Below are 24,272 nucleotides of genomic sequence, written 5' to 3'. Positions count from 1 at the left end.
GGAAACTGGAGACCACGTGTTCAAGGTAATCGCCCTTCTCACTCGCAAACCCGGACTGACGCGAGACGAATTCGTCGACTACTACGAGAACAACCATGCTCCGCTGATCACCGAAACATTCCCTCAAATCATCGAATACCGAAGGAATTTCCCGGACCTGACTCAGGTTCTACGCACCGGCGACACCCCGGATCCACAATTCGATGTCATCACCGAAATGTGGTTCAGCGATAAGTCCGGATACGAAGACATGCTCGCAACTCACGCCCAACCGGAGGTAGGCAACCGGATTCGGGCTGACGAATCCAACTTCCTCGATCAAACGAGGATCATTCAGTTCGTCGTCGACGAGCGCGAATTGCCTCGGAGCTGACTCCGATGGAGATCGGCGTCAACATTTTGGGCCTCGAGGCCATGTTCGACGGCAAGATTCGCCCCGTTCTGGACTTCGCCGCGCGTGCTGACCGTGCCGGGATCGACTTGATCTGCACCGGCGATCACCTGGGGTTCAATGCCGACGCACACGCTCAGCAGGTAGTCGAACACAACTTCTCGTTCCCTTTGGATCATCCTTGGTACGAACCGATCTCACTTCTGTCCGCGATCGCCGCGGTGACAGAGCGCGCTCGCCTCGGGGTATCGGTTCTGATCGCCACTGTTCGCCCGGCGGCCCTGCTCGCCAAGCAGGTTGCCACACTCGACTCGTTGTCCGAAGGTCGCACCGTCATGGGCTTCGGCGTTGGATGGCAAGAAGCCGAATACACCGCCACCAACATGCCATTCGACGCGCGATTCGGCCGCATGGAGGAGACTGTCGCAGCGTGCCGCGCACTGTGGACCAATGCCCCGGCCACCTTCAAGGGGCGCGACTTCGCTTTCGAGAACTACCACAGCCTCCCACTGCCGACCCAATCCCATGTACCGGTGCTCTTCGGTTTCGGACCAAGTCAGCGGAACTTCGACCGCATCGCACGCGTTGCCGACGGCTGGACCGTGAACCCGACCGATCTGGGAACATTCACCGACAGTGTTGCGTTGTTGCGCAGCACGTTCGAGTCTCATGACCGTGACCCGGACACCGCACGTGTGCAGGTGTCCGCGGCACCCGTTCGACGCGACAGCGGATCCGTAGACCTCTCGGCAACCGCGGACAAAGTCCGGGACTGGTTTGACCGCGGCGCGTCCGTCGTCGTGCTCCGACCTGCCGTATTCGATTGCGCTGCTGAAGAACTACCAGATTTGATCGACTGGATGACCAACATCAAGGAGGCGTGACATGGACCGGGCACTGCAGGATCTCATCGACAAGCAGGCTATTCGTGAGGTGGTTCTGACGTACTGCCGCGGCATCGATCGCCTCGACTTCGATCTCGTCCGCAGCGCTTATCATCCGGATGCGGTCGACCATCACACCGGGTTCGACGGCAACATCGACGAGTACATCGCTTGGGTCACACCGAAACTCTCGGCGATTGGCGGCACGATGCACCACATCGGCAATCATCTGGTCGAACTGCATGGCGACCAGGCGATCAGCGAGGCGTACTCGATGTCCACTCACTGGGGCGGTGCTGAAGGCATCGGGATGGTCAACTTTACCAGCGGTGCGCGGTTCATCGACCATATGGAGCGACGTGATGGACGTTGGGCCATCAAGGAGCGATGGGCCGTACGAGAGTGGACCCGCTCGGACGAGGGCCGCTTCGTCAACCCCGAGGGGCCTGGCCCGCGCGGGCGTCGAGATACCTCGGATCCCCTGACAGCATTACGGCAAACCCTTGAGATGCACTGAGATTCAGGAACCGGACTTTTTCGACTGATTTGAGGATTCCATTCTATTCGAACACGTATTCGAATAGAATGAATGGATGTTCAACCCCGCGACGGAGCTTTTCGGTATCTCAGCACAGCTGACCGGTACCGAAACTGATTGTGCCCTGGTTGATCTCATGACCGATCTGCACGCATGCGAGGCGATGCTGGCCGAACGCAAGCTCGCCGTCGTTGCCGAGTTCTTTTCGCGGCGAAGCTCAGAGCATGTCGCCAGTGGGACCTGGTCGTCGACCGCACACGAGTTGGCGGAATCGGAAATCGGTGCGACGCTCACGATGGGTCGCGCAGCTGCCGGGAAGTTGATCGGGTTGGGTTTCTCGTTGAAGACCCGTTTGCATCGCACTCGAGCGGCGATGGCGCGTGGCGAGTTGGATCTGTACCGCGTGGGATTGATCGATTCCGCAACGACGAACGTGAAAGACGAGTTGATCGACGAGGTCGAACGACTGCTGCTCGAGCAGGTTCTCGCTCCGCCAGTGGCCGGCGGAACCGGCCTGACGGGAAGGCGACTGACGGCGGCGATCGATCGGATCGTGGCGGCGGTGGACCCGGAAGGCATGCGAGAACGTCGACGTCGCGCTCTCACCGATCGGTTCGTCGGGGTCAGTGCCGCCGAGGACGGGATGGCCAAAATCTTGGGAAGCGTTCCGGCCGAGCAGGCTCGGGCCTTCGACGGCCGGTTGCGCGAGTTGGCGATGTCGGTGTGCCGAAATGACTCACGAACCTACGAGCAACGACGAGCCGACGCGCTCTTCGAGTTGACCAACGGATCACCGTTCTTGCCGTGTAACTGTGACCGTGCTGATTGCCCGCAGGATCGTAGGGGTGCTGTTGTCGTTCGTCGACCCGTGGTTCACGTCGTGATGACTGATTCCACTCTGCGCGGTGGCGGCGAGGCCGCCCACCTGGACGGGTACGGAGTGATCAGCGCCGAGCATGCTCGCGACATCGCACAAGACGCCGTCATTCGAAAGGTCCGCGTACCCGCTGATGTCGCCACCGAACCGGTGGCTGCGTCGGCACACGTCTACCGGCCAGGTGCAGTACTCGACACGTGGTTGCGGATCATCGCGGGCAGCTGCCAGTGGCTGCATTGTGATGTCCCGGCCTGGAATTCCGACCTCGACCACAATGAACCCTTCCATCATGGCGACCCCGACCGCGGCGGCAAAACAGTCGAGTCGAATATGAGTGCGTTCTGCCGCAACCATCATCGCCTCAAGCATTCCGACCGGTGGCGGTTCGCGTCGAACGAGGATCGAACCATGTCGCTGACGTCGCCGACCGGGCACAGCTACCGAACGCGACCCGCAGGGCTGACGGCCGGCCTACGCGAACCGATACCGCCGCAAGGTGGTCGAAATCGGCGGACCCAGGCAGAGAACAAGGCTGCCCGTATCCAGAGCGAACGCAATAACCAGCGCCGTAGGCGGTGGAATTCACTGCGAGCTCACCGAGAACCCATCAATTACGGGGATGACCCGCCACCGTTCTGAGGCGCGTCGATGCGTCGCAGTGTCAGTCCGACGCCGGCTTGGCGTCGTCGTCTATTGCCGGATCGTCTTCAGTTAGTGGATCAATGGTGTCGACACCTTCGAGGACGGTCAGCTCTTCTTCCGCCTCGGCGAGGAGCCCCTTGGCTTCAGCTTCGACCTTCTTCACCCATTCGGACATCCCGAGCCTCTTCTCTTCCGAAGCGAGTTCCCGCTGTATCTGAACTCAGACTACGTCGCCGGCGACGAGTTTCGCCGTCCACTCGGGTCTCTACTCGTGACCGAGAATTCAAGATTTGCGACGGACGGAGCACTCATGCCCGGACAGTTGGAAGGCAAAACCGCACTGATCACCGGGGCCGCCCGAGGTCAGGGCCGAAGCCACGCCGTGCGATTGGCGCAAGAGGGCGCGAACATCATTGCGCTCGACATCTGCCATCAGATCGAATCGGTGGCCTACCCGATGGGAACCGCCGACGATTTACGGCAGACAACAGCGTTGGTCGAGAACCTCGGGCGAAATATCGTCGCACGAGAAGTGGATGTTCGCGATCTGCCCGCACTGCGAACTGCAGTATCCGAAGGAATCGCTGCGTTGGGCAGCCTCGACATCGTTCTGGCCAACGCCGGTATCGGCATGATGTCCCCGGACGTCGACGATGCCCACGCGTTCCGCGACCAGATGGAGGTCAATCTTTTCGGCGTCTGGAACACCGTCCAGGCCGCAGCGCCCGCGATGATCGAGCAAGGGACGGGCGGCGCGATAGTCCTTACCGGTTCGACATTGGGACTCGTCGGACGTGGGGGTGACGGTACCGGCGGATCCGACGGCTACTGCGCGAGTAAACACGCCATCGTGGGGCTGGGACGCACGTGGTCACACTGGCTTGCTCCCCACAATATCCGTGTCAACTCCGTGCATCCGGCGGGAGCAAATACGCCGATGGTCGTCAACGATGCCGTCTCGAAACTGTTTGCGGACTCCCCCACATCGAGCGGAGCCGACGTCGGCAATCTCTTGGACGTCGGGCTGATCGAGGCTTCCGACGTCAGCAACGCGATTGCCTGGCTGGTCTCGGATCAAGCTCGGTACGTCACAGGTATCGCGTTGCCTGTCGACGCGGGGTTCACGGCCAAGTAACCGCCGATCAGTCGACCGTCGGCGCCCACTGCACACCGTTGATGTGCCCACCACCGTCGACGAAGAGGGTGTTGCCGGTGACGTACCGGCTGTCGTCACTCGCCAGGAAGGCCGCAACGGGACCGATGTCGTCGAGAGGGTCCCCGATCCGCCCCATCGGATTCTGTGCGGCCATGACGGCCACGTTCTCCGGATTGGCTTCGGCAACACGCTTGTACGCCGCGCTCTGCGCGCCGGGGCAGATGACGTTGCAGGTCACCTGCCGAGGAGCCCACTCACGCGCGGCGGTTCGAGTGAGCGTCCGCAGAGCTTCCTTGGCCGCGTTGTACTGCACCGAATACATGTGGGCGTTGACGCCATTGAGGCTGCACATGTTGATCACGCGGCCCGTGCCGTGACGCTCGAGTTCCGGTAGTGCAGCCTGCATGGCCCAGAAAGCCGCCATCACCGCCATGTCGAAACCGCCGCGCAGCTGCGCGTCGGTCATCTTCTCGAACCGAGCGAAACCGAAAGTCCGCCAAGCATTGTTGACCAGAATGTCGAGGCGTCCGAACCGCTCCACGGCCCGGTCGACCATGGAAACAACCTGCGCTTTGTCAGTGACGTCGGTGCGGATGAACTCCGCCTCCACGCCCCATTCGTCGCGCAGCCACTGCGCCGTCTCGATACCAGCTGCCTCGTCGATCTCGGCAACCAGGACCGACGCGCCTTCACGTGCAAACGCGCCTGCCACTCCGCGACCGATGCCCATACCGGCACCGGTGACCACTGCTACACGTCCGTCGAGCTTGCCCACGGGGGCCTCCTTCATCAGAACCCCTACCTAGGGCGCGGCACCGTCTTGTCGATGAACAATCCCTCTACGGACACGCACACTTCGCCGTCCGCCGTCTTGATCTCGCCGACGGTGTGAATCTTGCGACCGTCCTTGGAAAGGAACTTGCCGCTGATGGTGAGGGGCTCGAACAGCGGAGTCGGGCGGTGGTAGCGAGTACTCAATTGTGCTGTCATACCGGAGGTTCCACCCCAGGCATTGGCGACACCGAGAACGTGATCGAGCAGCAGCGCCGAAACGCCGCCGTGCACGTGACCGGGAGGTCCCTGGTACGGCAGTGTCAACGTGACGACTCCCTGCACCGAACCGTCAGCGAGCCCCTCCAAGACGAGCGGCGGCGCAATGGCGTTCTCGGGACCGGTCACTGGATCGTGACGAGTCACGCCCTCACCGTTCCACATGTCGATCAACCGCTCGGCCACCTCGGGCGAGTGCTGCTCGAGGTGCTCGGCAATGCTGTTGAGCTCCTCCGCAACCCGGTCCAGATTGGCGTTTCCGCGGTCGGTCCGCAGCATCGCGTCGACAACGCGACGCGCCGCTGCCGTCGCCCGGTCGACCGGGGCGTCCTGCGGCGGCGACGTCAGAATCGTGCCGCCCGGATGTGTTGCTGCCGTGGGGTGCGTACCGAGGTCCATCAGTTGATCTCCATTGTTGCGTGTGTGAGGACCGGGGAGTTCTCGCGCTCGGGGCACGTCGCCGCCAAGGTCAGTGTGTTGCCGTCCTGCCATACCGAGGTGGTGATGGATTCGCCGGGGAACAGCGAACCGGCAAACCGCACCGAGTAGTTCTTCACCCGGGTCGGATCTCCGTCGAGAATCCCGTCTACCACTGCCTTGCAGACGATGCCGTACGACGCGAGACCATGCAGGATCGGTGCGTCGAAGCCCGCCATCTTCGCGAAGGCAGGATCGGCGTGGAGAGGGTTCATGTCTCCGCTGAGTCGGTACACCAACGCTTGCGAGGGACTGGTACTCGACGTCAGTACCTTGTCCGGCGCTCGATCAGGCACCCCGGCAACAACTTCGGGTCCGGCTTCTCCGCCGAATCCGCCTTCGCCGCGCGCCCAGATCTGCATTCCTGTGGTCCACAACGGATTCCCGTCAAGGTCATGCGCTGCGGTCTCGAGAACGATCACAGCCGCCTTTCCCTTGTCCCAGACGTCGGCAACTCGGGAGGAAATACGCGCGGTACCCGTCGACGGGATCGGGGCGTGAAGTGACAGCGACTGCCCGCCGTGCAGGATCTTGTGCAGGTCGATGTCGATTCCCGGCATGCTCATCGACGGCGCTGGCAGTACACCCGCCGAAACTCCCTGGCCTGCAACCATTGCAAACGTCGGGAGTACCTTCAGGCCCTTTTCGTACACCCAGGTCAGTTCAGCAGGATCCAGCGCGTTCACGCCGGCCCCCAGACCCAGTTGGTAAAGCATGACGTCGCGATCGGTCCACGACGCCTCGCGCACAGTCGGTTCGGCAGCCAATGCCACTGCAAGATCGATAGCCATCAGTTCTCCAAGGTTCCGGCTCGGTAGACCGTCACGACGCACGCGCCGCCCAGTCCGAGGTTGTGCTGCAGTCCAATTCGAGCGCCCTCGACCTGGCGGGCATCTGCCGTCCCGCGGAGCTGCCACGTGAGTTCGGCGCACTGTGCCAAGCCCGTCGCACCCAGCGGGTGTCCCTTCGAGATCAAACCACCCGACGGGTTGACAACCCACTGGCCACCGTAGGTGGTTGCGCCGGATTCGACGAGCTTTCCGCCATCTCCGACCGCGCACATCCCCAGGCCCTCGTAGGTGATGATCTCGTTGATCGCGAAGCAGTCGTGCAATTCGATGACGTCGACATCATCGATGGTGATCCCGGCCTGCGCAAAGACCTGTTCGGCCGCGGCTGCCGTCATCGGCGCACCGACCACGTCGATCATCGACTTCTCGGCGAACGCTGCCTCGGTGTCGGTGGTCAAAGCCTGCGCGACGATCTCGATCGCCTGGTCTTCGAGACCGTGCTCACGCACGAACTTCTCGCTCACGACCACTGCGGCACCAGCACCGTCCGAGGTCGGCGAACACTGTGAGCGCGTCAGCGGCTCGTGAATCATCTTGTCGCCCAGTACCTGTTCGAGGGTGTACTCGTCACGGAACTGTGCATACGGATTGTTGACCGAGTGCTTGTGGTTCTTGACCGCCACGGCTGCAATCTGCTCGACCGTGGTGCCGTATTTCTTCATGTGTTCGACGGCAGCGTTGCCGAACAACTGAGCGGTCATGGGCGAGCGGGCGAAGCCGTAGTCCTCGACCATGATTTTCAGCTGAGAGTCCAAAGTGGTGACCTTGGGCATCTCACCGTTGCCGGTCAACGCCGTTTTGGTCATCCTCTCGAATCCGACAGCCAACGCGCAGTCCGCTTGTCCTGCCTGGACCCATTCGCGCGCCATCATCAGCGCCGTCGACCCCGTGGCGCAGTTGTTGTTGACGTTGAAGATGGGGATGCCGGTCAGCCCGGTCTCGTAGAGGGCTCGCTGGCCGGCAGTCGACGCGTTGAACACGTAACCGACTGCAGCACGCTGGATCTGGTCGTAGCCGATCCCGGCATCGGTCAGGGCATTCGAGACTGCCTCGGTCACCATGTCCGGGTATTCCCAGTCGCGGGTCTCGATCTTCTCGAACTTGGTCATGCCCACGCCGATGACGAAGGTGCGATTGCTCATGCGCAGATCACTTTCCCGGTTCGGGGTCACGGGGCAGACCCAGGATTCGCTCACCGATGATATTGAGCTGAACATTGGTTGTACCACCGGCGATGGACATGCACTGCGAGTTCAGGAACATCTGCGTCGCAGACATCCGATGCTGATCGCCCAGAAGGGAACTGGGACCAGCCCACTCCATCGCCACATCCCAGACCTGCTGGATGTGCTCGACGCCGATCAGCTTTGCCACCGAGGACTCAGCCCCCGGCTGTGCGCCGGTAAGCGAGCGCAATGTGGTGCGCAGACCGAGCAGACCGCCGGATTGTGCGTCGCACAGCACCTTTCCGAGAACCGTCAGCTGCTCGTCGTCGATACCACCGGGAAGTCCGTCGACCAGGCTCAGCAGAGCCTCGCCGCCCGATCCCAGAGACGAGTCGTTGGACAGCGAGACACGCTCGTTGGCCAGCGTGGTGCGAGCGAGCTTCCAGCCGTCACCCGGCTCGCCGACCAGGCACTCGTCCGGAACGAAGACGTCGTCGAAGAACACCTCGTTGAAGAGTGCCTCGCCGGTGATCTCGCGCAGCGGACGAATGTCGAGACCGCTGTTCTTGATGTCGATGAGAAAGTAGGACAAGCCCTTGTGCTTGGGGGCGTCGGCGTCGGTGCGGGCGAGGCAAATTCCCCAGTGCGCGTCGCGTGCCATCGACGTCCACACCTTCTGGCCCTGCAACTTCCAGCCGCCATCTACCTTGGTGGCCTTGGTGCTCAGAGCCGCGAGGTCGGAACCTGCGCCGGGCTCGGAGAAGAGTTGGCACCAGACGATGTCGCCGCGCAGTGACGGCGGGACGAACTTGGCAAGCTGCTCCTCGTTGCCGTGCGCGATGAGCGTCGGGATGACCCAGTTGCCGATGATCATGTCGTGCGGCTTGATCTTCGCAGCGCGTAGCTCTTCGGCAATGACCAGCTGGCTGACGGCATCGGCGGACTTGCCCCACGGAGCCGTGAAGTGTGGCGCGGTGTAACCCTTTTCCGCGAGATACGTCTTCTGCGCGGCACCTTCGAGGTCCAACGCCGGTGCGAGCTCGGCTCGAACGTCGGCGCGGATCGCCTCGGCCTCGGGCGGCAATTCGATGCTGAGCACGCGCCGGGTGCCGGCAATAGTCAACTCGGCAACGCGTCGACGCCAGGATGCCGTGGAACCCAGCAGAATTCGCAAGGACTGCGCACGACGCAAGTAAAGGTGTGCGTCGTGCTCCCAGGTGTAGCCGATACCGCCGAGCACCTGGATGCAGTCGCGCGTGACGGAGAAGCCGGCCTCCAGAGCAGTTGCTCCGGCGACGGCTGCTGCGAGAGAAGCCTCTTCGGCACCGACACCGTTCACCGGCGTCAGGGCACGTGCAGCATCCCAGGCGCAGACGCGTGCCTGCTCGGCAAGAGCGAGCATCCGAGCAGCCTTGTGCTTGACGCCCTGGAACTGGCCGATCGGACGACCGAACTGCTGACGCACCTTCGCGTAGTCGGCTGAGGTCGTGACTGCCCAGTCCGCCAAGCCGGATGCCTCGGCCGCGAACAATGTTGAGGCAATGTCAAGTACACGCTGGGTGTCGATGGTGAGGATTTCCGCATCAGTGAGAACTAGTCCGTCGACGGTGACCTCGGAGTTACGACGTACAACGTCGTAGCTGGCCAGGTCTGTCACCTCGAGACGATCGCGTTCAAGCAACACGAACCCGCTGTCCGTAGCGAGCAGGAACACGTCGCCGACATGACCGCCGAGAATCTGACTGGACGTACCGCTCAGCGTGGCAGTGTCACCGTCCCGCGCGATCTTCAGCGAACCCGGCTGCAGTGCAACAGCTCCGAGCGTGCTTCCGTCCACAAGTGCCGGCAGTCTGCCCGATACTCCGGCATCACTGAGAACAGCGCTGATCACTACCGTCGGCAGGAACGGACCGGGAACCATGGAGCGTCCCAGTTCCTCGACGACGATCGCGAGTTCGACCAGTCCGTAACCGGCGCCACCGAATTCCTCGGCTACGTGCAGTCCGAGAAGCCCCTGCTCGGCAAGCCCGTTCCAGAGTTGCGGGCGGGTTTCGATCTTCGCCTCGACAGCTTCACGGATGACGGTGGGTGTTGCGTGGCGCGCCGCCCAGCCCCGTACGGAGTCGCGGAGGTCGCGATCTTCTTCACTCAATCCAATAGTCATGTCTACCTCGTCAATTCGACAGTGTCAGTACGGGTCAGATGCGTTCGATGATGGTGGCGGTCGAGAGAGCGCCACCGGCGCACATCGTGACCAGAGCCGTCGACTTGTTCGAGCGCTCGAGTTCGTGCAGCGCAGTGGTGATCAGACGAGCGCCCGTGGAACCGACGGGATGTCCGAGCGCGATCGCACCACCGTTGACGTTGACCTTGGACAGGTCTGCGCCGTGAACCTGCGCCCAGGAGAGCACGACCGAGGCAAACGCTTCGTTGATTTCGACGAGATCGATGTCGTCCAAGGTCATTTTGGCCTTGTCGAGCACCATCTGGGTGGACTCGATCGGTCCGTCCAGGTGATAGAAGGGATCGGATCCGACCATGCCGGACGCGACGATCCGCGCGCGGGGCTTCAATCCCAGTTCCTGTGCGCGCTCTTCGCTCATCAGCAGTACCGCAGCCGCGCCATCACTGATCTGCGACGAGTTGCCGGCGGTGTGGATATGGCCTTCGATAACCGGCTTGAGCCCGGCGAGCGCTTCGGCCGTCGTCTCACGCAGGCCGCCATCGCGAGTGACGGTGGCGATCTCGCCGGTACGCACGCCTTCCTTGTCTACGACCGGAGCCTTGACGGGAACGATCTCCCGGTCGAAACGGCCTTCTGCCCAGGCCTGGGCTGCACGGCGCTGCGACTCGAGACCGAAGGCGTCGACGTCCGCGCGTGTGATGCCACGCTTCTCGGCAATACGCTGAGCAGAGGTGAACTGGTCACCCATGTCGATGGTCCAGTCGTCCGGGTACGGGTTTCCCGTTCCGGGCGCATTGGCCTGGCCCAGGAACACACGACTCATGGCCTCGACGCCGCAGCCGATACCGGCCGAGATCTGACCAGACGAAATCAGGCCGGAAATCAAATGCACTGCCTGCTGCGCAGATCCACAGGCGCAGTCGATGGTGGTTGCGGCTGTGCTGTACGGCAATCCGGCGTGCAGCCACGCCTGCCGCGTGACGTTGTTGGACTGCTCACCTGCCTGGGTGACACAGCCGCCGATGATCTGTCCGATGTCTTCCGGTGCGACGCCTGCCCGCTCGAGGACCCCGAGCTGCGCTGCTCCCAGAATCTCGGCGGGGTGCAGTCCCGCCAGGGCGCCGCGACGACGGCCGATCGGTGTACGAGCGGCCTCGACGATGACTGCATGACCCATGATGTGCGCTCCTTCGTGGAGTTTTCGGTCGGTGAGCTGGCTCACCGTCAACTTTTTTGCAATGTATTCTATTAATGAGAGGAGGGCAACGCCCCCACAAACGGCCACTTCGGCACCAAGACACCTTCAATAATAGAATTGATTTCAATTTTGAAGCTATGACGAACTCACCCCCGAGAGGGCGAGGTCACGTCAGTGTCGTGAGAGATTCACCAGAAGCAGGTCACACCCTTTGCGGATGTCGTACTCCGCATCGGGGATGGAGATTCGACCATTGAGGCAGGACTGGATGACCCCGAACCACAGCTGCATCAGCAGACGCAGACCTGTGTTGTCTTCCTCGGTGGGGTTCTCGATTCGGGCCGCATCGAGGATGATCTGCCGGAATCCACGATCGATCTTGCCCACGTCCGGCACCGTCGCGACATTGGCGGTACTGGACGACTGCAGCATCGCGGTCGAGAGAGCCGGCCGACGCAGTAACCCGCGAGTGGCGCGAACCAACACCTCGTACACCGCGTCCTGCGGATTGTCCGACTGAACCTGATGCTTGGCGAAACTGTCGCCGATCTGATCGATCTGCTCGACCATCACCGCGACGAAGAGGTGCGTCTTCGAGGGGAAGTAGCGATAAAGGGTGCCGATGGCCACGCCCGCCCGCTTGGCGACTTCGTGCATCTGAACCCGTGAGAGTTCCTTCTCGGTCCCCAATTCGGCAGCCGCTTCCAACATTCGCACATGGCGCGCCCGCTGCTCGTCCGAACTGGGCTCGGCAGCGTCCCTGACCTCGGCAATTCTCGGCAACGTCGCCCCCATCATCGATTCTGTGTCTCGGTCGCGAACGACCTCGCCAATTCTCGCATCTCGATCACCCATCTCGGCATATTGCCCGCTCAGTGGGACCTGGCATGGCCTACTCTCTCCGTGCGGTATTCCGTGGACACCCCACCCTCTTGGAGTAAGGACGCAATGATGCAGGACTGGACCACCGAGTGCGACGTGTTGGTAGTCGGCTCCGGCGGCGGCGCGCTGACCGGCGCATACACCGCGGCAGCTCGAGGATTGACGACGATCGTCCTCGAGAAAACCGATCGCTTCGGCGGAACTTCCGCGTACTCGGGCGCATCCATCTGGCTGCCGGGAACCCAGGTACAGGAACGCGCGGGACTGCCTGACTCGACGGAGAACGCACGCACCTATCTGCGCGCGCTGCTCGGCGACTCCGAGTCCGATCGCCAGGACGCCTACGTCGAGACCGCACCGGCAGTGGTCGCGTTGCTCGAGGAGAACCCGACAATCGAATTCGAGTTCCGGGCGTTTCCCGACTACTACAAGGCCGAGGGCCGGATGGACACGGGACGCTCCATCAACCCGCTCGATCTTGATCCCGCCGACATCGGTGATCTCGCCGGCAAGGTGCGTCCGGAACTGGACCAAGACCGCACCGGTCAAGGCCATGCTCCCGGCCCGATGATCGGTGGGCGCGCACTGATCGGCCGTCTGCTGGCCGCAGTCCAGAGCACCGGCAAAGCAGAACTTCGAACCGAATCCGTTCTCTCCTCCCTGATCGTCGAAGACGGACGAGTCGTCGGGGCCGAGGTCGAATCGGGCGGCGAAACCCAGCGAATCAAGGCCAACCGCGGTGTCCTGATGGCAGCGGGCGGTATCGAAGGCAACGCCGAGATGCGTGAGCAGGCCGGCACCCCTGGCAAGGCAATCTGGAGCATGGGCCCGTTCGGTGCCAATACCGGCGACGCGATCTCTGCCGGTGTCGCTGTCGGTGGCGCAACCGCGTTGCTCGATCAGGCATGGTTCTGCCCCGGCGTCGAGCAGCCCGACGGCAGCGCAGCCTTCATGGTCGGCGTTCGCGGCGGCCTCGTCGTCGACAAGGCGGGCGAGCGCTACCTCAACGAATCACTTCCGTACGACCAGTTCGGCCGGGCAATGGATGCTCACGACGACAACGGTTCTGCCGTACCGTCGTTCATGATCTTCGACTCACGCGAGGGTGGCGGGCTGCCCGCCATCTGCATCCCGAACACGGCACCAGCCAAACACCTCGAAGCCGGAACCTGGGTGGGCGCCGATACTCTCGAAGAGCTCGCCGCCAAGACCGGACTACCGGCCGACGCATTGCGCAGCACCGTCGAAAAGTTCAACGATGCAGCAAAACTGGGCGTCGACGAAGAATTCCACCGCGGAGAGGACCCATACGACACATTCTTCTGCCCGCCCAACGGCGGCGCGAATGCGGCGCTGACGGCCATCGAGAACGGTCCGTTCTACGCAGCTCGCATCGTCCTCAGTGACCTCGGCACCAAGGGCGGATTGGTCACCGACGTCAACGGTCGAGTCCTTCGCGCCGACGGCAGCGCCATCGACGGCCTGTACGCCGCCGGTAACACGAGCGCGTCACTGAGCGGCCGCTTCTACCCCGGCCCCGGAGTTCCGCTGGGAACGGCAATGGTCTTCTCCTACCGAGCAGCCCAGGACATGGCGAAGTAACGTAGTTCAATCACACTGTGTGGCAACAGATCGTGGGGCAGTCGATATCGCAATCGGCTGCCCCACTTTCTTTCTCACGGCCTTTCTTTCTCACGGCGTCCCGATGTTGTCACTACGGGTCGATACCGGGCAAACCGTCCACACTCTTCGCGTTCTTCTCGGCGCGATAGGCGATGAGCCGCTCCGGGCCCTTCTTCTCCGCCACGCGGTCGAGCACGTCACGGTCGGATTGGTAGTCCATCAGCGGTACTGCGTATCCGCACGAATCCGAGACGCGCGTCAGATCAACCACGACGATGGACCGCAGCCCCGGGTGGTCGGGGAACTTACCGACCAGCTCGTTGAACGGTTCCGACCCTGCCAGTAGAACGCGCGCATTGCCGTGAAGCCGTACAATCTTCGGTGGTCCGCCAAATGCCATGAACATCAGGGTTATTCGCGAGTTCTCGCGCACATGCGCGATAGTTTCCACTCCGCTACCAGTCAGGTCGAGGTACGCCACCTGGGTAGATGTCAGCACCACAAACGATCCGACTCCCCCTTTGGGTGAGCAATTGACCAACCCGTCAGCAGACAACGGTGCGGTGGCAACGACGAACAACGGTTGAGCCTGCAACCACGGGGTGAGCTTTTCATCGATGCCTTCGTAGACGCGCCCCATGCCGAAAGTGTAGATCGCGCCGATTGGACGTCACGGGGCGGACGCTGCGGCGGCTCGAAGCTCCTCACACATCGCTGTGAAAGCGACGTCGTCGGCGGGATCCGTCGGCACTGCCAGTGCAATCCCGTCGCAGAGGTGCGCGTACTTCGAACTCAGCGCTTCGGGGAGTTCGGCGTAAGTGCATTGCGTGACCAAGATGTCGAGAACCTCGTCGGCGAGAACGGCGGGTAGTCGAGCCCAATCGCCCGTTCGCGCCATCGCAGTCAGCTTCTCCCCGACCACGGACAATCCGAGGACCTCCAGCGCAACTCGGTACGCCGGTGTGGAGTAGAGAAAGGCAAGTTCACTGCGCACCGCTTCTCGTTGAGCAAGTATCGCAGCACGATCTTTGCCGGTGATCGTCTTCGGAACGGCAATCAATCGAGGCTTCCTTCCGCCTGCCGCCAAAGCCGGAATGATCCTCTCCGCGAGCACCTTCGGATGGGAGCTGGTGGGGTGAGCAACAAAACCGTCGGCGACGGCTCCGGCCAATGAGCACATGCGAGAGTTCACTCCCCCTGTCCATATCTCGGGTGCGGGGACGCCGATCGGCCCCGGGTTGAAATAGGGTTGCAGACGGTTGAAGGTGTAGTGCGTTCCGGCATGGTCGAGTTCACCGCCCTCCTGGAACACTCGGAAGATCTCACGTACCGCGCTGACGTAATCACGCAGTTGCGCAACAGGATCCGTCCACGGCATCGAGTACCGCCCGACGATGTTTCCCCGCACCTGCGTCGCGAGCCCCAGTTGGAATCGGCCACCCGAGAAGTCCGCCAGATCCCACGCAGCCAAAGCCGTCACCATGGGACTGCGCGCAAACGCGACAACCATCGACGTCCGGACGGTGAGGGTGGTGCTGTGCTCGACGGCGAGTGCCGCCACCGCAAACGGATCGCGAATGGTCTCGGAGATGTGCACCGTGTCGAAACCGAGATTCTCGATGCGGCCGACGTACTGAGCTACCTGCCGCAGCGGGGTGTCGGCAGGTAGCGAGGTCACCAATTCCATGTCAGGCCAACGGCTCCAGTCGAATCGACAGCAGCTTTCCTTCGGTAGCCACCTTGCGAGCGTGTTCGTTGAAGTCCGGGGCGGCACACACGAACAGCGTACGACCGTCGGAACCGCCGAGCCCGCAAGCGAAGACGCCGCTCTCGAAGGCAATTTCATCGATTATCTTGCCAGACGGGTCCACGTGGAGAATTCGACTTCCGAGTGCATCGGCCACCCACATCGAATCGTCTCCGTCGATGCAACAACCATCGGCTGCAACAACAATCTGTGCAAGAGTGGTCTCCATCTCGGGGCCACCAGGCACCGGTCCGAACGACGCCCAGTCGCGGCGCTCCCCCAGCGAGCCATCCGGTTGGACGGCAAACCTGCTGATTCGATTCCCCAAGGTTTCGTCCACGAGCAGATCTCCGGTTGATGTCAAAGCCATTCCGTTGGGGAAGTGGAGATCTCGTGCCACAACGTGGACCGACCCGTCCGGGTCGACTCGAAGTAAATCTGCCGTTTCGACGGGCGCCAGGTTCATCAGATCGAACCCGAAGTTGCCCACGTACGCTCGTCCCTGCGCGTCGACCAGCATGTCGTTGACGTTGGCACTGACGTACCCGGACAAGTCTGCGTGCACCACCAACTCGCCGTCGGATTCTCGCCGCAGAATCTTCTGGTCCCGCATGGAGACGACGAGCAATCTGCCGTCCGGAAGCCACCCCAGCCCGGACGGCTGCCCTGGAACCTCCGCCTCGACGCGTATGTCGGTCCCATCCTCGCGGGCCGAAATCACCTGGTAGGTGTAGAAGTCCGACACCCAGATCCGGTTCTCGTGCCAGCGCGGGCATTCGAAGTAGGTGTGTCCCTCGAGAACTACCGCAACTTCTGGTGCCATCAGGCTCTCCTGAGTCGGTGATGAATGAAGTATCAGTCTCATTCAATCACCGGCACCGCTGTTGCGGTGTCCGATTCCCGACTAGTCGCCGGTTCGAACTTCTTCCAAGACGCCGAAAGCGGATTCCCAACCCCTCAGGTCCAGGTGTATCGAAGCCGCTCGACGGTTGTCGCCTCGTCCATCTGGGAAAACGTCTTCCGCTCGGCTCCCTTCACGGACACCATCGCTTCGATGATCGACTCCCCGAAGATTTCCTTCGCCACCGAGGAGGAGTTGAACTTCTGCACGATCTCGCCGAGATCGGTGGGGACTCGGGTCACCCCGCGCTCATGACGTTCCACGTCCGTGAGAGTCGACGGGTTCACTACCATTTCCGCAGGCAATGGCGCGGCATTGCCGATACCGATATGCGAAAGGCCAAGTATCGCAGCGGTCGCCAGATACGGGTTGGCCGACGGATCGATGATTTTCAGTTCGACGTTGGCGCCGTGCGGATTCGACGGCGACTCTGCGCAGAACCTCAGTGCCGCTTCGCGGTTCTCGAGCCCCCAACAGACGTAGGCCCCCGACCAATTGTCCGGGCGCAGCCTGAGGCCGGAGAGCGGTGAGGACGCAAAGACGGCCGTGAACTCCGTCAGATGAGCAAGGATTCCACCCAATGCGGAAGCTCCAGCGTCGGTCATTCCATGCTCCCGACTGCCGCCGGAGAAGAGCGAGCTACCACCCGCGGTCAACGAAAAGTGCTGGTGTGCACCGTTTCCTGCGCCGCCCAGGGTGGGAATCGGCGAGAACGAGGCCGCCACTCCGTGCGCTCTGGCCGTACGGCTGATCAAGATCCGAGCCAACACCACGAGATCAGCGGCTTGAACAGGAGCGCTCGGAGCGATCGATATCTCGAATTGATCGGGTCCGTATTCGGCATGGACTTGCTCGATATGTAGTTGTGCGCGTTCGGCATTGTGCAGGAGGTCCTTGAGAAAGTCCTCATGCCGAACGACCGCATCCAGCCCGTAGGCCGACCATTCACCGCCACACGCGTCACCGAAAAGCGTGAACTCGATCTCATGGCCGACACGGGCTTCGAGGCCGTCGGAGGCAAGCCGCGCAACGACGGCGGCAAGCGCGGAACGCGTGCACACGGCAGCCGTCGAACCGTCCTGCTCGTGCACAGTCGCGGGCGCCCAGGACACACCACCGCCGAGATCACGGAGGTCGGATCGGTCGATACGTAGTCGGAGATCGCCCACGACGGAAAAGGAATCCGTGAAGGCAATCCGGTCGTCGCTGCAGAAGACGTTCCAACTCGGCGAGACTCCCGCACCGATTTCCTCGAAGACACCAGTTCGGGCCGCAGGCATCACTTTCGCTCGTGCGACACCTGCCATGTCGACGAGCGAGCCGATGGTCAGAGCCGGAACTTCCCTCATCCAGAGGCAAATACCCCGCCCGGCGTCGCGCCAACCTGTCAGATCAGGTTGTCCTCCACCGGCAGCCCGAACGCTGCCCGGCCGTACAGCGCCAACGCGCGCTCCGGTTCGTTGGCAACGTGAACGCTCCCTGCGTGAACGTCGCGCCACGCGCGCTCGATCGGGTTTCCGCGAGAGAGGGAGTTCCCGCCTGCCGTCTTGAACAGCATGTCGATCGCTTCTACCGAACGTTCCGTCGCGCGAACCTGATCACGACGGGCCCGAAGCCTCATCGAGAGCGGAAACTCCTGGCCGGCGACAGCAAGTTCGTACATCTCCCGGATGTTGCGATCCATCTGCAGAATCGCAGCGTCGATCTCCGACGACGCACGTGCGACGGCAACTTGAGCGAACTGATCCTCACTGAACCGTCCACCACCCAAGCTCAGACGGACGCGCTCACGCATCACGTCCAGGTACCCCTCGTAGCAACCGGCAACGATGCCCACACATGGGGCGGCCACCGTCGAGGTGAAGATGCTCCCGAACGGAAGTTTGTACAGCGGGCCAGGATTGACCGCTTGGCCGGGTCCACGCAGTTGTGCGGTCTCGTAGTTGCGCTTCAATCGGTGCTCGGGAACGAAGGCCTTGTCGACCACGATCTCGTTGCTCGCGGTGCCCCGCATACCCACGACATCCCACACGTCACGGATTTCGTAATCGGTGCGCGGCACCAACACCGTCATGAAATCGACGGGACGGCCGTCCATGCCGACCACCATCGCTCCCAACAATGCCCAACTCGCGTGATCACAGCCGGAGGAAAAGCCCCACTGGCCCGAAAGCTCGTAGCCGCCATCCACCGCCGTCAGCCGTCCGACCGGTGCGTAGGCGGACGAGATGAGCGTCGTCTGATCCTCTCCCCACACGTCGGCCTGGGCTTGGTCGTCGAAAAGCGCCAGATGCCACGGGTGCACCCCCACCACCGAGGCGACCCAGCCCGTCGAGCCACAGGCAGCGGAGATCGCCCGGATCACTTCGTAGAAGTGGACCGGGTCGCTCTCGGCGCCTCCGTATCTCTTCGGCGCCAGCATCGAGAAGACACCGGCTTCGGACAGTTCTCGGATGGTCCGCTCGGAGATCTTGCGCGAATCGTCGACCTTCTGAGCGCGGGCCGCGATCTTCGGAAGCAGATCACGGACTGTGCTCAGAACCTTGTTGACCATGGGAGACACTCCTCGCACCGAACCGTGAGGGAGCGGATCGGCAGATAGACATAACGGCTGCCCCGTCACGATATGTCGATCATGCGTTCCGGTGATCCGAAGTCCCGGAGGCCGGGATCGGCCGCCCGATCCTCGTGCTCTCCGCTGGTCCCGGCCAGTGAGACGACGCCCCAGAGGCAATTCACGCTCCCCTAGCGTCGGGCGTCGACACTGCCCCTGGAAAGGACGGGACTCATCGTGACGATCACTCAGTCCGACAACGACGAGGTTCGCGAGATCCAAGCTGGAACCGCGCCCACTCGCTTTGCACGTGGATGGCACTGCATTGGACTCACGGAGTCCTTCAAGGACGGCCAGCCGCACTCGATCGAGGCGTTCGGCACCAAACTTGTCGTCTTCGCCGACAGTGAAGGCAACGTCAAGATCCTCGACGCGTACTGCCGTCACATGGGTGGCGACCTGAGCCAGGGCACGATCAAGGGCGACGCCATTGCCTGTCCGTTCCACGACTGGCGTTGGGGCGGCAACGGCAAGTGCCAGAAGATCCCCTACGCACGACGCGTTCCTCCACTGGCCAAGACGCGTGCTTGGCAGACCCTCGACCAGGACGGCATGCTCTTCGTCTGGCACGACCCCGAGGGCAACCCGCCGACCGACGACGTGGCCATCCCCCGCATCGAAGGCGCGCTCAGCGACGAGTGGAGCGACTGGGTCTGGTACACCACCACCGTCGACACGAACTGCCGAGAAATCGTCGACAACATCGTCGACATGGCGCACTTCTTCTACGTGCACTACTCGTTTCCGACGTACTTCAAGAACGTCTTCGAAGGCCACGCAGCAACGCAGTACATGCGCGGCGTCGCTCGCTCGGACATGCGTCCGCACGCAGCAGGCACCCCGAAGATGGTCGGCAGCAACTCGGTTGCCACGTACTTCGGTCCCTCCTTCATGGTCGACGACCTGACCTACGAGTACGAGGACTACAACGTCGACTCCGTGCTCATCAACTGCCACTACCCGGTCAGCGCGGACAAGTTCGTGCTTCAGTACGGCATCATCGTCAAGAAGTCGGATCGTTTCCAGGGCGAAGCCGCCGACGCGATGGCCGCGAACTTCGGCACGTTCATCGCCAAGGGCTTCGAGCAGGACGTCGAGATCTGGAAGAACAAGACTCGCATCGAGAACCCGCTCCTGTGCGAAGAGGACGGCCCGGTCTACCAGCTCCGTCGCTGGTACGAGCAGTTCTACGTCGACGTCGCTGACATCGCTCCCGAGATGACCGAGCGATTCGAATTCGAACTCGATACCGCACGCCCTGTCGCCGCCTGGCAGAAGGAAGTCGAAGACAACCTCGCGGCGAAGAAGGCCGAAGAAGATGCAGCCACTTCAGTGCGCTGAGTGCAAGGCGCAGGTCCTGGTCCAGAAGAACAGTTGGGAACACACCACTGTTCAGTGGAGCGACCAGGCCCGCGCCAAGTGCCTCGAAATTGCCGACGAACGAGAATTCGGGCAACGAGAGGGCCGACCGGGTGCTCCCCGCAAGGAGTGCGGCGCCTTGATCGCGTCCATCGTCGATGCGGCCAGGGCCGGGGAGATCGAGATCCTCGACGAAGACCCGGTACCCAAGCCGATCGTCGACGACAGTGAACCCATACCGGCTCCGTTTCACTAGCCAAGCCAACATCTTTCGAAGAAGGTAGTAATGATCGATCCTCAGTACTACGGCCCGTGGGCAGTCATCGCCGGCGGTTCCGAAGGTGTCGGCGCAGGGTTTGCCGACGAGCTCAGCAAGCTCGGCATCAATCTGGTGCTCATCGCCCGCAAACCGGGACCGCTCGAGGAGACCGCGGCCAAGGCGCGTGCCAACGGCGTCGAAGTACGCACTCTCGCATTGGATCTACTCGTTCCCGACGCGCTCGATCAGATCAAAGCCGTCACCGACGACGTCGAGGTGGGCCTGCTCATCTTCAACGCCGGTGCCAACAGCTACGGCCATGAGTTCGTCACCGGCGATCTGAACGGATTTGCCGGAGTCATCGAACTGAACATCAACAAGCAACTCGAACTCTCGCACCACTTCGGCGGTTTGATGAAGGATCGCGGACACGGCGGCATCATGCTGCTCGGTTCACTTGCGGGCTTCATGGGTTCCGAGCACCAGAGCATCTACGCGGCGTCCAAGGCATTCGGGCGCATCTTCGCCGAAAGCCTGTGGCTCGAACTCCAGCCGTACGGCGTTCACGTTGTCGAGTTCATTCTCGGTGTCACTCGCACACCGGCTATGATTCGCGCGGGACTGAATTTCGACATCCCGGGTATGAACGTCGCAGAACCCGAAGATGTTGCACGTGAAGGTCTCGAACACCTTGCCGACGGCCCGATCTGGGTTGCTGCAGGAAACTACGAAGGCGCCAAGAAGCGCAGTGGCTTCCCCCGAGACAAGATGGTCAAGGGCGCTGCCGAAGCGATGCGCAAGCTGCTCAACCGCTGACATCTGCTGTGCGCCTTTATTAACCCCCCGACGTTAAGAAAGGCGCACAGCATGAGCATCGACATCACCACTCTCCTCGACGAACGCGAGATCACGCGCGCCGTCTTCGAGTTCGCGCGAGCCATGGACGCCCGCGACTGGGATGAACTCCACCGGATCATGACGCCGGACGCTACGGCGGAACTGGGCACCGGAACTCTTCGCGGGCCTGCCGAGGTCGTGGCATCCATCCGCTCGTTCCTCGACGAGTGCGGACCCACCCAACATCTGATCGGCAATGTTCTGGTCGAGGTGGTCGGCGATCTCGCCACCAGCCGCTCTTATGTCAGCGACATGCATGTGGGCACCGGGAGCAAGGCTCACCTGAACTTCTTCACCCTCGGCGACTACCACGATTCGTGGGCTCGGGTGGACGGCGCGTGGCGAATGACGCACCGCACCAAGCATTCACACGCCAGTCAGGGATCTATCGAGGTTCTGGGCGCCGGCCCCAGCGGTTGGCGGAGCTGACTCAGCTCAACATCGACGAACGGCCGGTAGCGAGTGGACTCTTGCTGGTGAGTCCGCCGTCGACCACGAGGGTCTGCCCCGTCATGTAGCGAGATTCGTCCGAAGCCAGGTAGACCATGGCATGCGCGATGTCTTCGGGTTCGCCGAGGTAAGGCAGGGCGTTTGCCTGCTTCATGCCATCGATGACATCAGCGGGGATGTTGTCCACGAGAGCGGGTGTCATGATCGCGCCCGGCGCTACGGCATTGCACCGAACACCGTTTGCTCCGTACTGGACTGCAATGTACTGAGTCAGACGAATGACTGCCGCTTTGGCGGATCCGTAGGCAGACTGCAGGGAATCCCCGATCAATCCACCTACCGAGGCCGTGTTGACGATCGATCCTCCACCGGCACTGTTCATGTGCGGAATGGCAAGTCGTGAAGCGACGACAGTGCTGCGGACGTTGAGCGACATCACGCGATCCCACTCGTCCAAGTCCATCCGGAGCAGGTCGAGATCCTTGCGCGGGTTACTACCGCCCACGTGATTACACAGGACGTTGATGCCGCCGAATTCGGCGACCGCCTTTTCGATCATCGCTGCCAGAGAGTCCTCGTTCATGACATCGACGCCGAAACCCAGTGCATTGCCTCCGGTCTCGCGAATCGCCTCCGCCGCTTCCTCTGCACGCGCAGGATCGAGGTCGGCGACCAGCACCTTGGCGCCCTCTGCCGCCATGAGTTGTGCTGCTGCACGCCCGATTCCACTGGCGGCGCCTGTGATCACTACATTCTTGCCTTCGAGCCTGTTCATATCTGTTCCTTTCGCGGAGAATCGCCATACCCGGATCTCACGTGCCCGGAGTTGACAGCTCGGCGATTGCCCGATCACTACCAGTCAACGCAGGATCGACTGCCTCGTCCAACTTTCTTGAATGAACTCACAAGTACGTGACCACGGCCCGCGCACCTGCTACACCGCCGAAATCGAGTGGCGACGGAAGACTTCACTGTGCTGAAGTGGCACTATGCAGAATTCTGTTCGACCGCTGTCCATCGACGACCTCGACCGTGCCGCCGAGGTTCTCGGCGAGGCGTTTGCCGACTACCCCTGGACGAACTGGTGCGTCGCCGAAGACTCCCACGTGGAACGCGTCGCGGCTCTGCAACGGATCTACCTCGAACACATGGCACTACCGTTCGGGCGTTCCTACATCGATGATTCCGGCAACGGCGTCATCGCAATCCTGCCGCCGGACACCCCTGAGCCTGATGGAGAGACTGTCGAGAAGATCGTCGAACTGTATGGAGATCGGTTCGAGCGCGTACTTCAGGCTGACGAACAACTGTCTGCGCTTCCCGTACCCGAGCACGCGTGGTCGCTGGCAACGATCGGCACGACGCCGCGCTCGCGCGGAACGGGACTGGGAACTGCGCTACTGAAACATGCTTTGGCAGAGCTGGATCGAACCGAGCAGGATTGCTGGCTCGATACGTCGACCGAACGAAATCTACCGCTGTATCAACGGTTCGGTTTCACGGTCGCAGGCAAAATCTCACTGACCGACGGACCGACGGTCTGGCGGATGCACCGCATTCAGAGCTGATTCGCCGATTTCAGTAGTCTCCGAATCATTTTCGACAAAGACGCATATTGGGTGATCGTATTGACTGCAATCCACCTCGACACCGGCCACGTCCTGGTCCACGAGAAAACCCCGACCGACAGCAGTTGATCGTCGTCGAGGGTCTCGACGTATCTGCGTAACAACGCCACGGCAGCTTCCAAGCGATCTCGAAGCACCGGAATCGGAACGTCGGTGCTCGCGTCGACAACCGACTGATTCAGTGCGGGAGTTTGCGTCCACTTGTAACCTGCAGCCGGCGTTTGTGGTGTCTCGTCACGCAGTCCGGCGCCTATCCACTCTACGACGGCCTCTGCCCACCAGACACGCACCGCGAGTACGTCGTGCACCGTCCACGCATCGACGGCAATGGCGTCGAACAAATCGGCCTCGGCGGCGCCGTCAAGTAACACGTCGAGTTTCGAATACGCCGAGTCCAGCTCACTCATCAGTTCGAGGCGTGAAAAGATCTGCGCCACAATGCCTCCAAACGATCGGTTGAGATGAAAGAAGCGGAGTCACCGCAATGCGATGACTCC

The 24,272-nt window shown here is 62.0% G+C and carries 26 protein-coding genes; 11 read left to right on the top strand and 15 right to left on the bottom strand.

The genetic code is table 11. From position 1 onward, the window contains the following. Positions 1–16: 16 nt before the first annotated feature. From ACFQ6Y_RS03775 to ACFQ6Y_RS03760, 4 genes are all read left to right on the top strand, one after another. Positions 17–373: an EthD domain-containing protein gene (locus ACFQ6Y_RS03775; protein ID WP_378629166.1), complete on the top strand. Its 357-nt coding sequence runs from the start codon at positions 17–19 to the stop codon at positions 371–373. Positions 374–378: 5 nt separating this feature from the next. Next, the gene (locus ACFQ6Y_RS03770) at positions 379–1,275 is read left to right on the top strand and encodes a TIGR03619 family F420-dependent LLM class oxidoreductase (protein ID WP_378629164.1); all 897 of its coding nucleotides are present in this window, start codon (positions 379–381) and stop codon (positions 1,273–1,275) included. A 1-nt stretch (position 1,276) separates the two neighbouring features. Continuing rightward, positions 1,277–1,792: a nuclear transport factor 2 family protein gene (locus ACFQ6Y_RS03765; protein WP_378629162.1), complete on the top strand. Its 516-nt coding sequence runs from the start codon at positions 1,277–1,279 to the stop codon at positions 1,790–1,792. Positions 1,793–1,868: 76 nt separating this feature from the next. Further along, entirely contained in the window at positions 1,869–3,329 is a 1,461-nt protein-coding gene (locus tag ACFQ6Y_RS03760) for a DUF222 domain-containing protein (RefSeq protein ID WP_378629160.1), read from the top strand. Between the two features lie 22 nt (positions 3,330–3,351). Here the strand turns inward: ACFQ6Y_RS03760 and ACFQ6Y_RS03755 are convergent, their stop codons facing one another. Further along, positions 3,352–3,507 carry a hypothetical protein gene (locus tag ACFQ6Y_RS03755; RefSeq protein WP_378629143.1) on the bottom strand — a complete coding sequence of 52 codons (156 nt, stop codon included), beginning with the start codon at positions 3,505–3,507 and terminating at the stop codon, positions 3,352–3,354. A gap of 135 nt (positions 3,508–3,642) precedes the next feature. Between ACFQ6Y_RS03755 and ACFQ6Y_RS03750 the strand changes: the two genes are divergently transcribed. After that, a complete protein-coding gene (locus ACFQ6Y_RS03750) occupies positions 3,643–4,467 on the top strand; it encodes a mycofactocin-coupled SDR family oxidoreductase (RefSeq protein ID WP_378629140.1) in 825 nt (274 codons plus the stop codon). A 7-nt stretch (positions 4,468–4,474) separates the two neighbouring features. Here ACFQ6Y_RS03750 and ACFQ6Y_RS03745 read toward each other — a convergent pair whose 3' ends face one another. The 7 genes from ACFQ6Y_RS03745 to ACFQ6Y_RS03715 form a co-directional block, all read right to left on the bottom strand. After that, a complete protein-coding gene (locus tag ACFQ6Y_RS03745; protein ID WP_378629798.1) occupies positions 4,475–5,263 on the bottom strand; it encodes an SDR family NAD(P)-dependent oxidoreductase in 789 nt (262 codons plus the stop codon). A 23-nt stretch (positions 5,264–5,286) separates the two neighbouring features. Continuing rightward, positions 5,287–5,937 carry a PaaI family thioesterase gene (locus ACFQ6Y_RS03740; protein ID WP_378446788.1) on the bottom strand — a complete coding sequence of 217 codons (651 nt, stop codon included), beginning with the start codon at positions 5,935–5,937 and terminating at the stop codon, positions 5,287–5,289. Beyond that, positions 5,937–6,806 carry a MaoC/PaaZ C-terminal domain-containing protein gene (locus tag ACFQ6Y_RS03735; protein WP_378629136.1) on the bottom strand — a complete coding sequence of 290 codons (870 nt, stop codon included), beginning with the start codon at positions 6,804–6,806 and terminating at the stop codon, positions 5,937–5,939. Before ACFQ6Y_RS03735 ends, ACFQ6Y_RS03740 begins: the two co-directional genes overlap by 1 nt. Then, positions 6,806–8,008, bottom strand: a complete 1,203-nt coding sequence (locus tag ACFQ6Y_RS03730) for a lipid-transfer protein (protein ID WP_378629133.1) — start codon at positions 8,006–8,008, stop codon at positions 6,806–6,808. Before ACFQ6Y_RS03730 ends, ACFQ6Y_RS03735 begins: the two co-directional genes overlap by 1 nt. A gap of 7 nt (positions 8,009–8,015) precedes the next feature. Next, positions 8,016–10,196, bottom strand: coding sequence for an acyl-CoA dehydrogenase (locus ACFQ6Y_RS03725; RefSeq protein ID WP_378629130.1), 2,181 nt, complete (start codon positions 10,194–10,196; stop codon positions 8,016–8,018). Between the two features lie 34 nt (positions 10,197–10,230). Further along, positions 10,231–11,394: a steroid 3-ketoacyl-CoA thiolase gene (locus tag ACFQ6Y_RS03720; RefSeq protein ID WP_378629116.1), complete on the bottom strand. Its 1,164-nt coding sequence runs from the start codon at positions 11,392–11,394 to the stop codon at positions 10,231–10,233. A gap of 192 nt (positions 11,395–11,586) precedes the next feature. After that, positions 11,587–12,213 carry a TetR family transcriptional regulator gene (locus tag ACFQ6Y_RS03715; RefSeq protein ID WP_378532734.1) on the bottom strand — a complete coding sequence of 209 codons (627 nt, stop codon included), beginning with the start codon at positions 12,211–12,213 and terminating at the stop codon, positions 11,587–11,589. 153 nt (positions 12,214–12,366) lie between these two features. On the opposite strand from ACFQ6Y_RS03715, the gene ACFQ6Y_RS03710 reads away from it, so the two are divergent. Next, a complete protein-coding gene (locus tag ACFQ6Y_RS03710) occupies positions 12,367–13,899 on the top strand; it encodes an FAD-dependent oxidoreductase (protein WP_378629795.1) in 1,533 nt (510 codons plus the stop codon). A 112-nt stretch (positions 13,900–14,011) separates the two neighbouring features. Here the strand turns inward: ACFQ6Y_RS03710 and ACFQ6Y_RS03705 are convergent, their stop codons facing one another. The 5 genes from ACFQ6Y_RS03705 to hsaA form a co-directional block, all read right to left on the bottom strand. Then, on the bottom strand, positions 14,012–14,560 hold the full coding sequence (locus ACFQ6Y_RS03705) for a pyridoxamine 5'-phosphate oxidase family protein (RefSeq protein WP_378629111.1): 549 nt from the start codon (positions 14,558–14,560) through the stop codon (positions 14,012–14,014). Positions 14,561–14,590: 30 nt separating this feature from the next. Further along, positions 14,591–15,607, bottom strand: a complete 1,017-nt coding sequence (locus ACFQ6Y_RS03700) for a TIGR03617 family F420-dependent LLM class oxidoreductase (protein ID WP_378629108.1) — start codon at positions 15,605–15,607, stop codon at positions 14,591–14,593. Between the two features lies 1 nt (position 15,608). After that, on the bottom strand, positions 15,609–16,490 hold the full coding sequence (locus tag ACFQ6Y_RS03695) for an SMP-30/gluconolactonase/LRE family protein (RefSeq protein ID WP_378629105.1): 882 nt from the start codon (positions 16,488–16,490) through the stop codon (positions 15,609–15,611). A 134-nt stretch (positions 16,491–16,624) separates the two neighbouring features. Further along, positions 16,625–17,917, bottom strand: a complete 1,293-nt coding sequence (locus ACFQ6Y_RS03690; protein ID WP_378629080.1) for a glutamine synthetase — start codon at positions 17,915–17,917, stop codon at positions 16,625–16,627. A 38-nt stretch (positions 17,918–17,955) separates the two neighbouring features. Further along, the gene (hsaA, locus tag ACFQ6Y_RS03685; RefSeq protein ID WP_378446802.1) at positions 17,956–19,122 is read right to left on the bottom strand and encodes a 3-hydroxy-9,10-secoandrosta-1,3,5(10)-triene-9,17-dione monooxygenase oxygenase subunit; all 1,167 of its coding nucleotides are present in this window, start codon (positions 19,120–19,122) and stop codon (positions 17,956–17,958) included. Between the two features lie 237 nt (positions 19,123–19,359). Between hsaA and ACFQ6Y_RS03680 the strand changes: the two genes are divergently transcribed. The 4 genes from ACFQ6Y_RS03680 to ACFQ6Y_RS03665 are packed head-to-tail and all read left to right on the top strand — an operon-like array spanning position 19,360 to position 22,126. Next, positions 19,360–20,523: a Rieske 2Fe-2S domain-containing protein gene (locus tag ACFQ6Y_RS03680; protein WP_378629077.1), complete on the top strand. Its 1,164-nt coding sequence runs from the start codon at positions 19,360–19,362 to the stop codon at positions 20,521–20,523. Next, positions 20,501–20,797, top strand: a complete 297-nt coding sequence (locus tag ACFQ6Y_RS03675; RefSeq protein WP_378629075.1) for a hypothetical protein — start codon at positions 20,501–20,503, stop codon at positions 20,795–20,797. Before ACFQ6Y_RS03680 ends, ACFQ6Y_RS03675 begins: the two co-directional genes overlap by 23 nt. Before the next feature lie 30 nt (positions 20,798–20,827). Next, complete coding sequence (locus ACFQ6Y_RS03670; RefSeq protein WP_378542509.1) at positions 20,828–21,616, top strand: SDR family NAD(P)-dependent oxidoreductase; 789 nt, start codon at positions 20,828–20,830, stop codon at positions 21,614–21,616. A gap of 51 nt (positions 21,617–21,667) precedes the next feature. Beyond that, positions 21,668–22,126, top strand: a complete 459-nt coding sequence (locus ACFQ6Y_RS03665) for a nuclear transport factor 2 family protein (RefSeq protein WP_378629073.1) — start codon at positions 21,668–21,670, stop codon at positions 22,124–22,126. Between the two features lies 1 nt (position 22,127). Here ACFQ6Y_RS03665 and ACFQ6Y_RS03660 read toward each other — a convergent pair whose 3' ends face one another. Then, entirely contained in the window at positions 22,128–22,922 is a 795-nt protein-coding gene (locus ACFQ6Y_RS03660) for an SDR family NAD(P)-dependent oxidoreductase (RefSeq protein ID WP_378629070.1), read from the bottom strand. A 214-nt stretch (positions 22,923–23,136) separates the two neighbouring features. Here ACFQ6Y_RS03660 and ACFQ6Y_RS03655 point away from each other — a divergent pair, with 214 nt between their 5' ends. Beyond that, positions 23,137–23,715: a GNAT family N-acetyltransferase gene (locus tag ACFQ6Y_RS03655; RefSeq protein WP_378629066.1), complete on the top strand. Its 579-nt coding sequence runs from the start codon at positions 23,137–23,139 to the stop codon at positions 23,713–23,715. Here the strand turns inward: ACFQ6Y_RS03655 and ACFQ6Y_RS03650 are convergent. After that, positions 23,706–24,212: a ClbS/DfsB family four-helix bundle protein gene (locus ACFQ6Y_RS03650; RefSeq protein ID WP_378629063.1), complete on the bottom strand. Its 507-nt coding sequence runs from the start codon at positions 24,210–24,212 to the stop codon at positions 23,706–23,708. The two genes, ACFQ6Y_RS03655 and ACFQ6Y_RS03650, sit on opposite strands and share 10 nt — an antisense overlap. Between the last annotated feature and the right edge of the window lie 60 nt (positions 24,213–24,272).

Origin of the sequence: Rhodococcus sp. NPDC056516 (assembly GCF_042794655.1) — a bacterium.
Lineage (GTDB): Bacteria > Actinomycetota > Actinomycetes > Mycobacteriales > Mycobacteriaceae > Rhodococcus_F.
The sequence above is the reverse complement of the archived record's forward strand: the minus strand, read 5'-3'. Positions and strand labels throughout refer to the sequence as shown.

Excerpts from the sequence above, each read along its gene's own strand:
- ACFQ6Y_RS03770 (WP_378629164.1), top strand. The coding sequence starts at position 379 with ATGGAGATCGGCGTCAACATTTTGGGCCTCGAGGCCATGTTCGACGGC.
- ACFQ6Y_RS03765 (WP_378629162.1), top strand. The coding sequence starts at position 1,277 with ATGGACCGGGCACTGCAGGATCTCATCGACAAGCAGGCTATTCGTGAG.
- ACFQ6Y_RS03760 (WP_378629160.1), top strand. The coding sequence starts at position 1,869 with ATGTTCAACCCCGCGACGGAGCTTTTCGGTATCTCAGCACAGCTGACC.
- ACFQ6Y_RS03755 (WP_378629143.1), bottom strand. The coding sequence starts at position 3,507 with ATGTCCGAATGGGTGAAGAAGGTCGAAGCTGAAGCCAAGGGGCTCCTC.
- ACFQ6Y_RS03750 (WP_378629140.1), top strand. The coding sequence starts at position 3,643 with ATGCCCGGACAGTTGGAAGGCAAAACCGCACTGATCACCGGGGCCGCC.
- ACFQ6Y_RS03740 (WP_378446788.1), bottom strand. The coding sequence starts at position 5,937 with ATGGACCTCGGTACGCACCCCACGGCAGCAACACATCCGGGCGGCACG.
- ACFQ6Y_RS03735 (WP_378629136.1), bottom strand. The coding sequence starts at position 6,806 with ATGGCTATCGATCTTGCAGTGGCATTGGCTGCCGAACCGACTGTGCGC.
- ACFQ6Y_RS03730 (WP_378629133.1), bottom strand. The coding sequence starts at position 8,008 with ATGAGCAATCGCACCTTCGTCATCGGCGTGGGCATGACCAAGTTCGAG.
- ACFQ6Y_RS03725 (WP_378629130.1), bottom strand. The coding sequence starts at position 10,196 with ATGACTATTGGATTGAGTGAAGAAGATCGCGACCTCCGCGACTCCGTA.
- ACFQ6Y_RS03720 (WP_378629116.1), bottom strand. The coding sequence starts at position 11,394 with ATGGGTCATGCAGTCATCGTCGAGGCCGCTCGTACACCGATCGGCCGT.
- ACFQ6Y_RS03715 (WP_378532734.1), bottom strand. The coding sequence starts at position 12,213 with ATGATGGGGGCGACGTTGCCGAGAATTGCCGAGGTCAGGGACGCTGCC.
- ACFQ6Y_RS03710 (WP_378629795.1), top strand. The coding sequence starts at position 12,367 with ATGCAGGACTGGACCACCGAGTGCGACGTGTTGGTAGTCGGCTCCGGC.
- ACFQ6Y_RS03705 (WP_378629111.1), bottom strand. The coding sequence starts at position 14,560 with ATGGGGCGCGTCTACGAAGGCATCGATGAAAAGCTCACCCCGTGGTTG.
- ACFQ6Y_RS03700 (WP_378629108.1), bottom strand. The coding sequence starts at position 15,607 with ATGGAATTGGTGACCTCGCTACCTGCCGACACCCCGCTGCGGCAGGTA.
- ACFQ6Y_RS03695 (WP_378629105.1), bottom strand. The coding sequence starts at position 16,490 with ATGGCACCAGAAGTTGCGGTAGTTCTCGAGGGACACACCTACTTCGAA.
- ACFQ6Y_RS03690 (WP_378629080.1), bottom strand. The coding sequence starts at position 17,917 with ATGAGGGAAGTTCCGGCTCTGACCATCGGCTCGCTCGTCGACATGGCA.
- hsaA (WP_378446802.1), bottom strand. The coding sequence starts at position 19,122 with ATGGTCAACAAGGTTCTGAGCACAGTCCGTGATCTGCTTCCGAAGATC.
- ACFQ6Y_RS03675 (WP_378629075.1), top strand. The coding sequence starts at position 20,501 with ATGCAGCCACTTCAGTGCGCTGAGTGCAAGGCGCAGGTCCTGGTCCAG.
- ACFQ6Y_RS03670 (WP_378542509.1), top strand. The coding sequence starts at position 20,828 with ATGATCGATCCTCAGTACTACGGCCCGTGGGCAGTCATCGCCGGCGGT.
- ACFQ6Y_RS03665 (WP_378629073.1), top strand. The coding sequence starts at position 21,668 with ATGAGCATCGACATCACCACTCTCCTCGACGAACGCGAGATCACGCGC.
- ACFQ6Y_RS03660 (WP_378629070.1), bottom strand. The coding sequence starts at position 22,922 with ATGAACAGGCTCGAAGGCAAGAATGTAGTGATCACAGGCGCCGCCAGT.
- ACFQ6Y_RS03655 (WP_378629066.1), top strand. The coding sequence starts at position 23,137 with ATGCAGAATTCTGTTCGACCGCTGTCCATCGACGACCTCGACCGTGCC.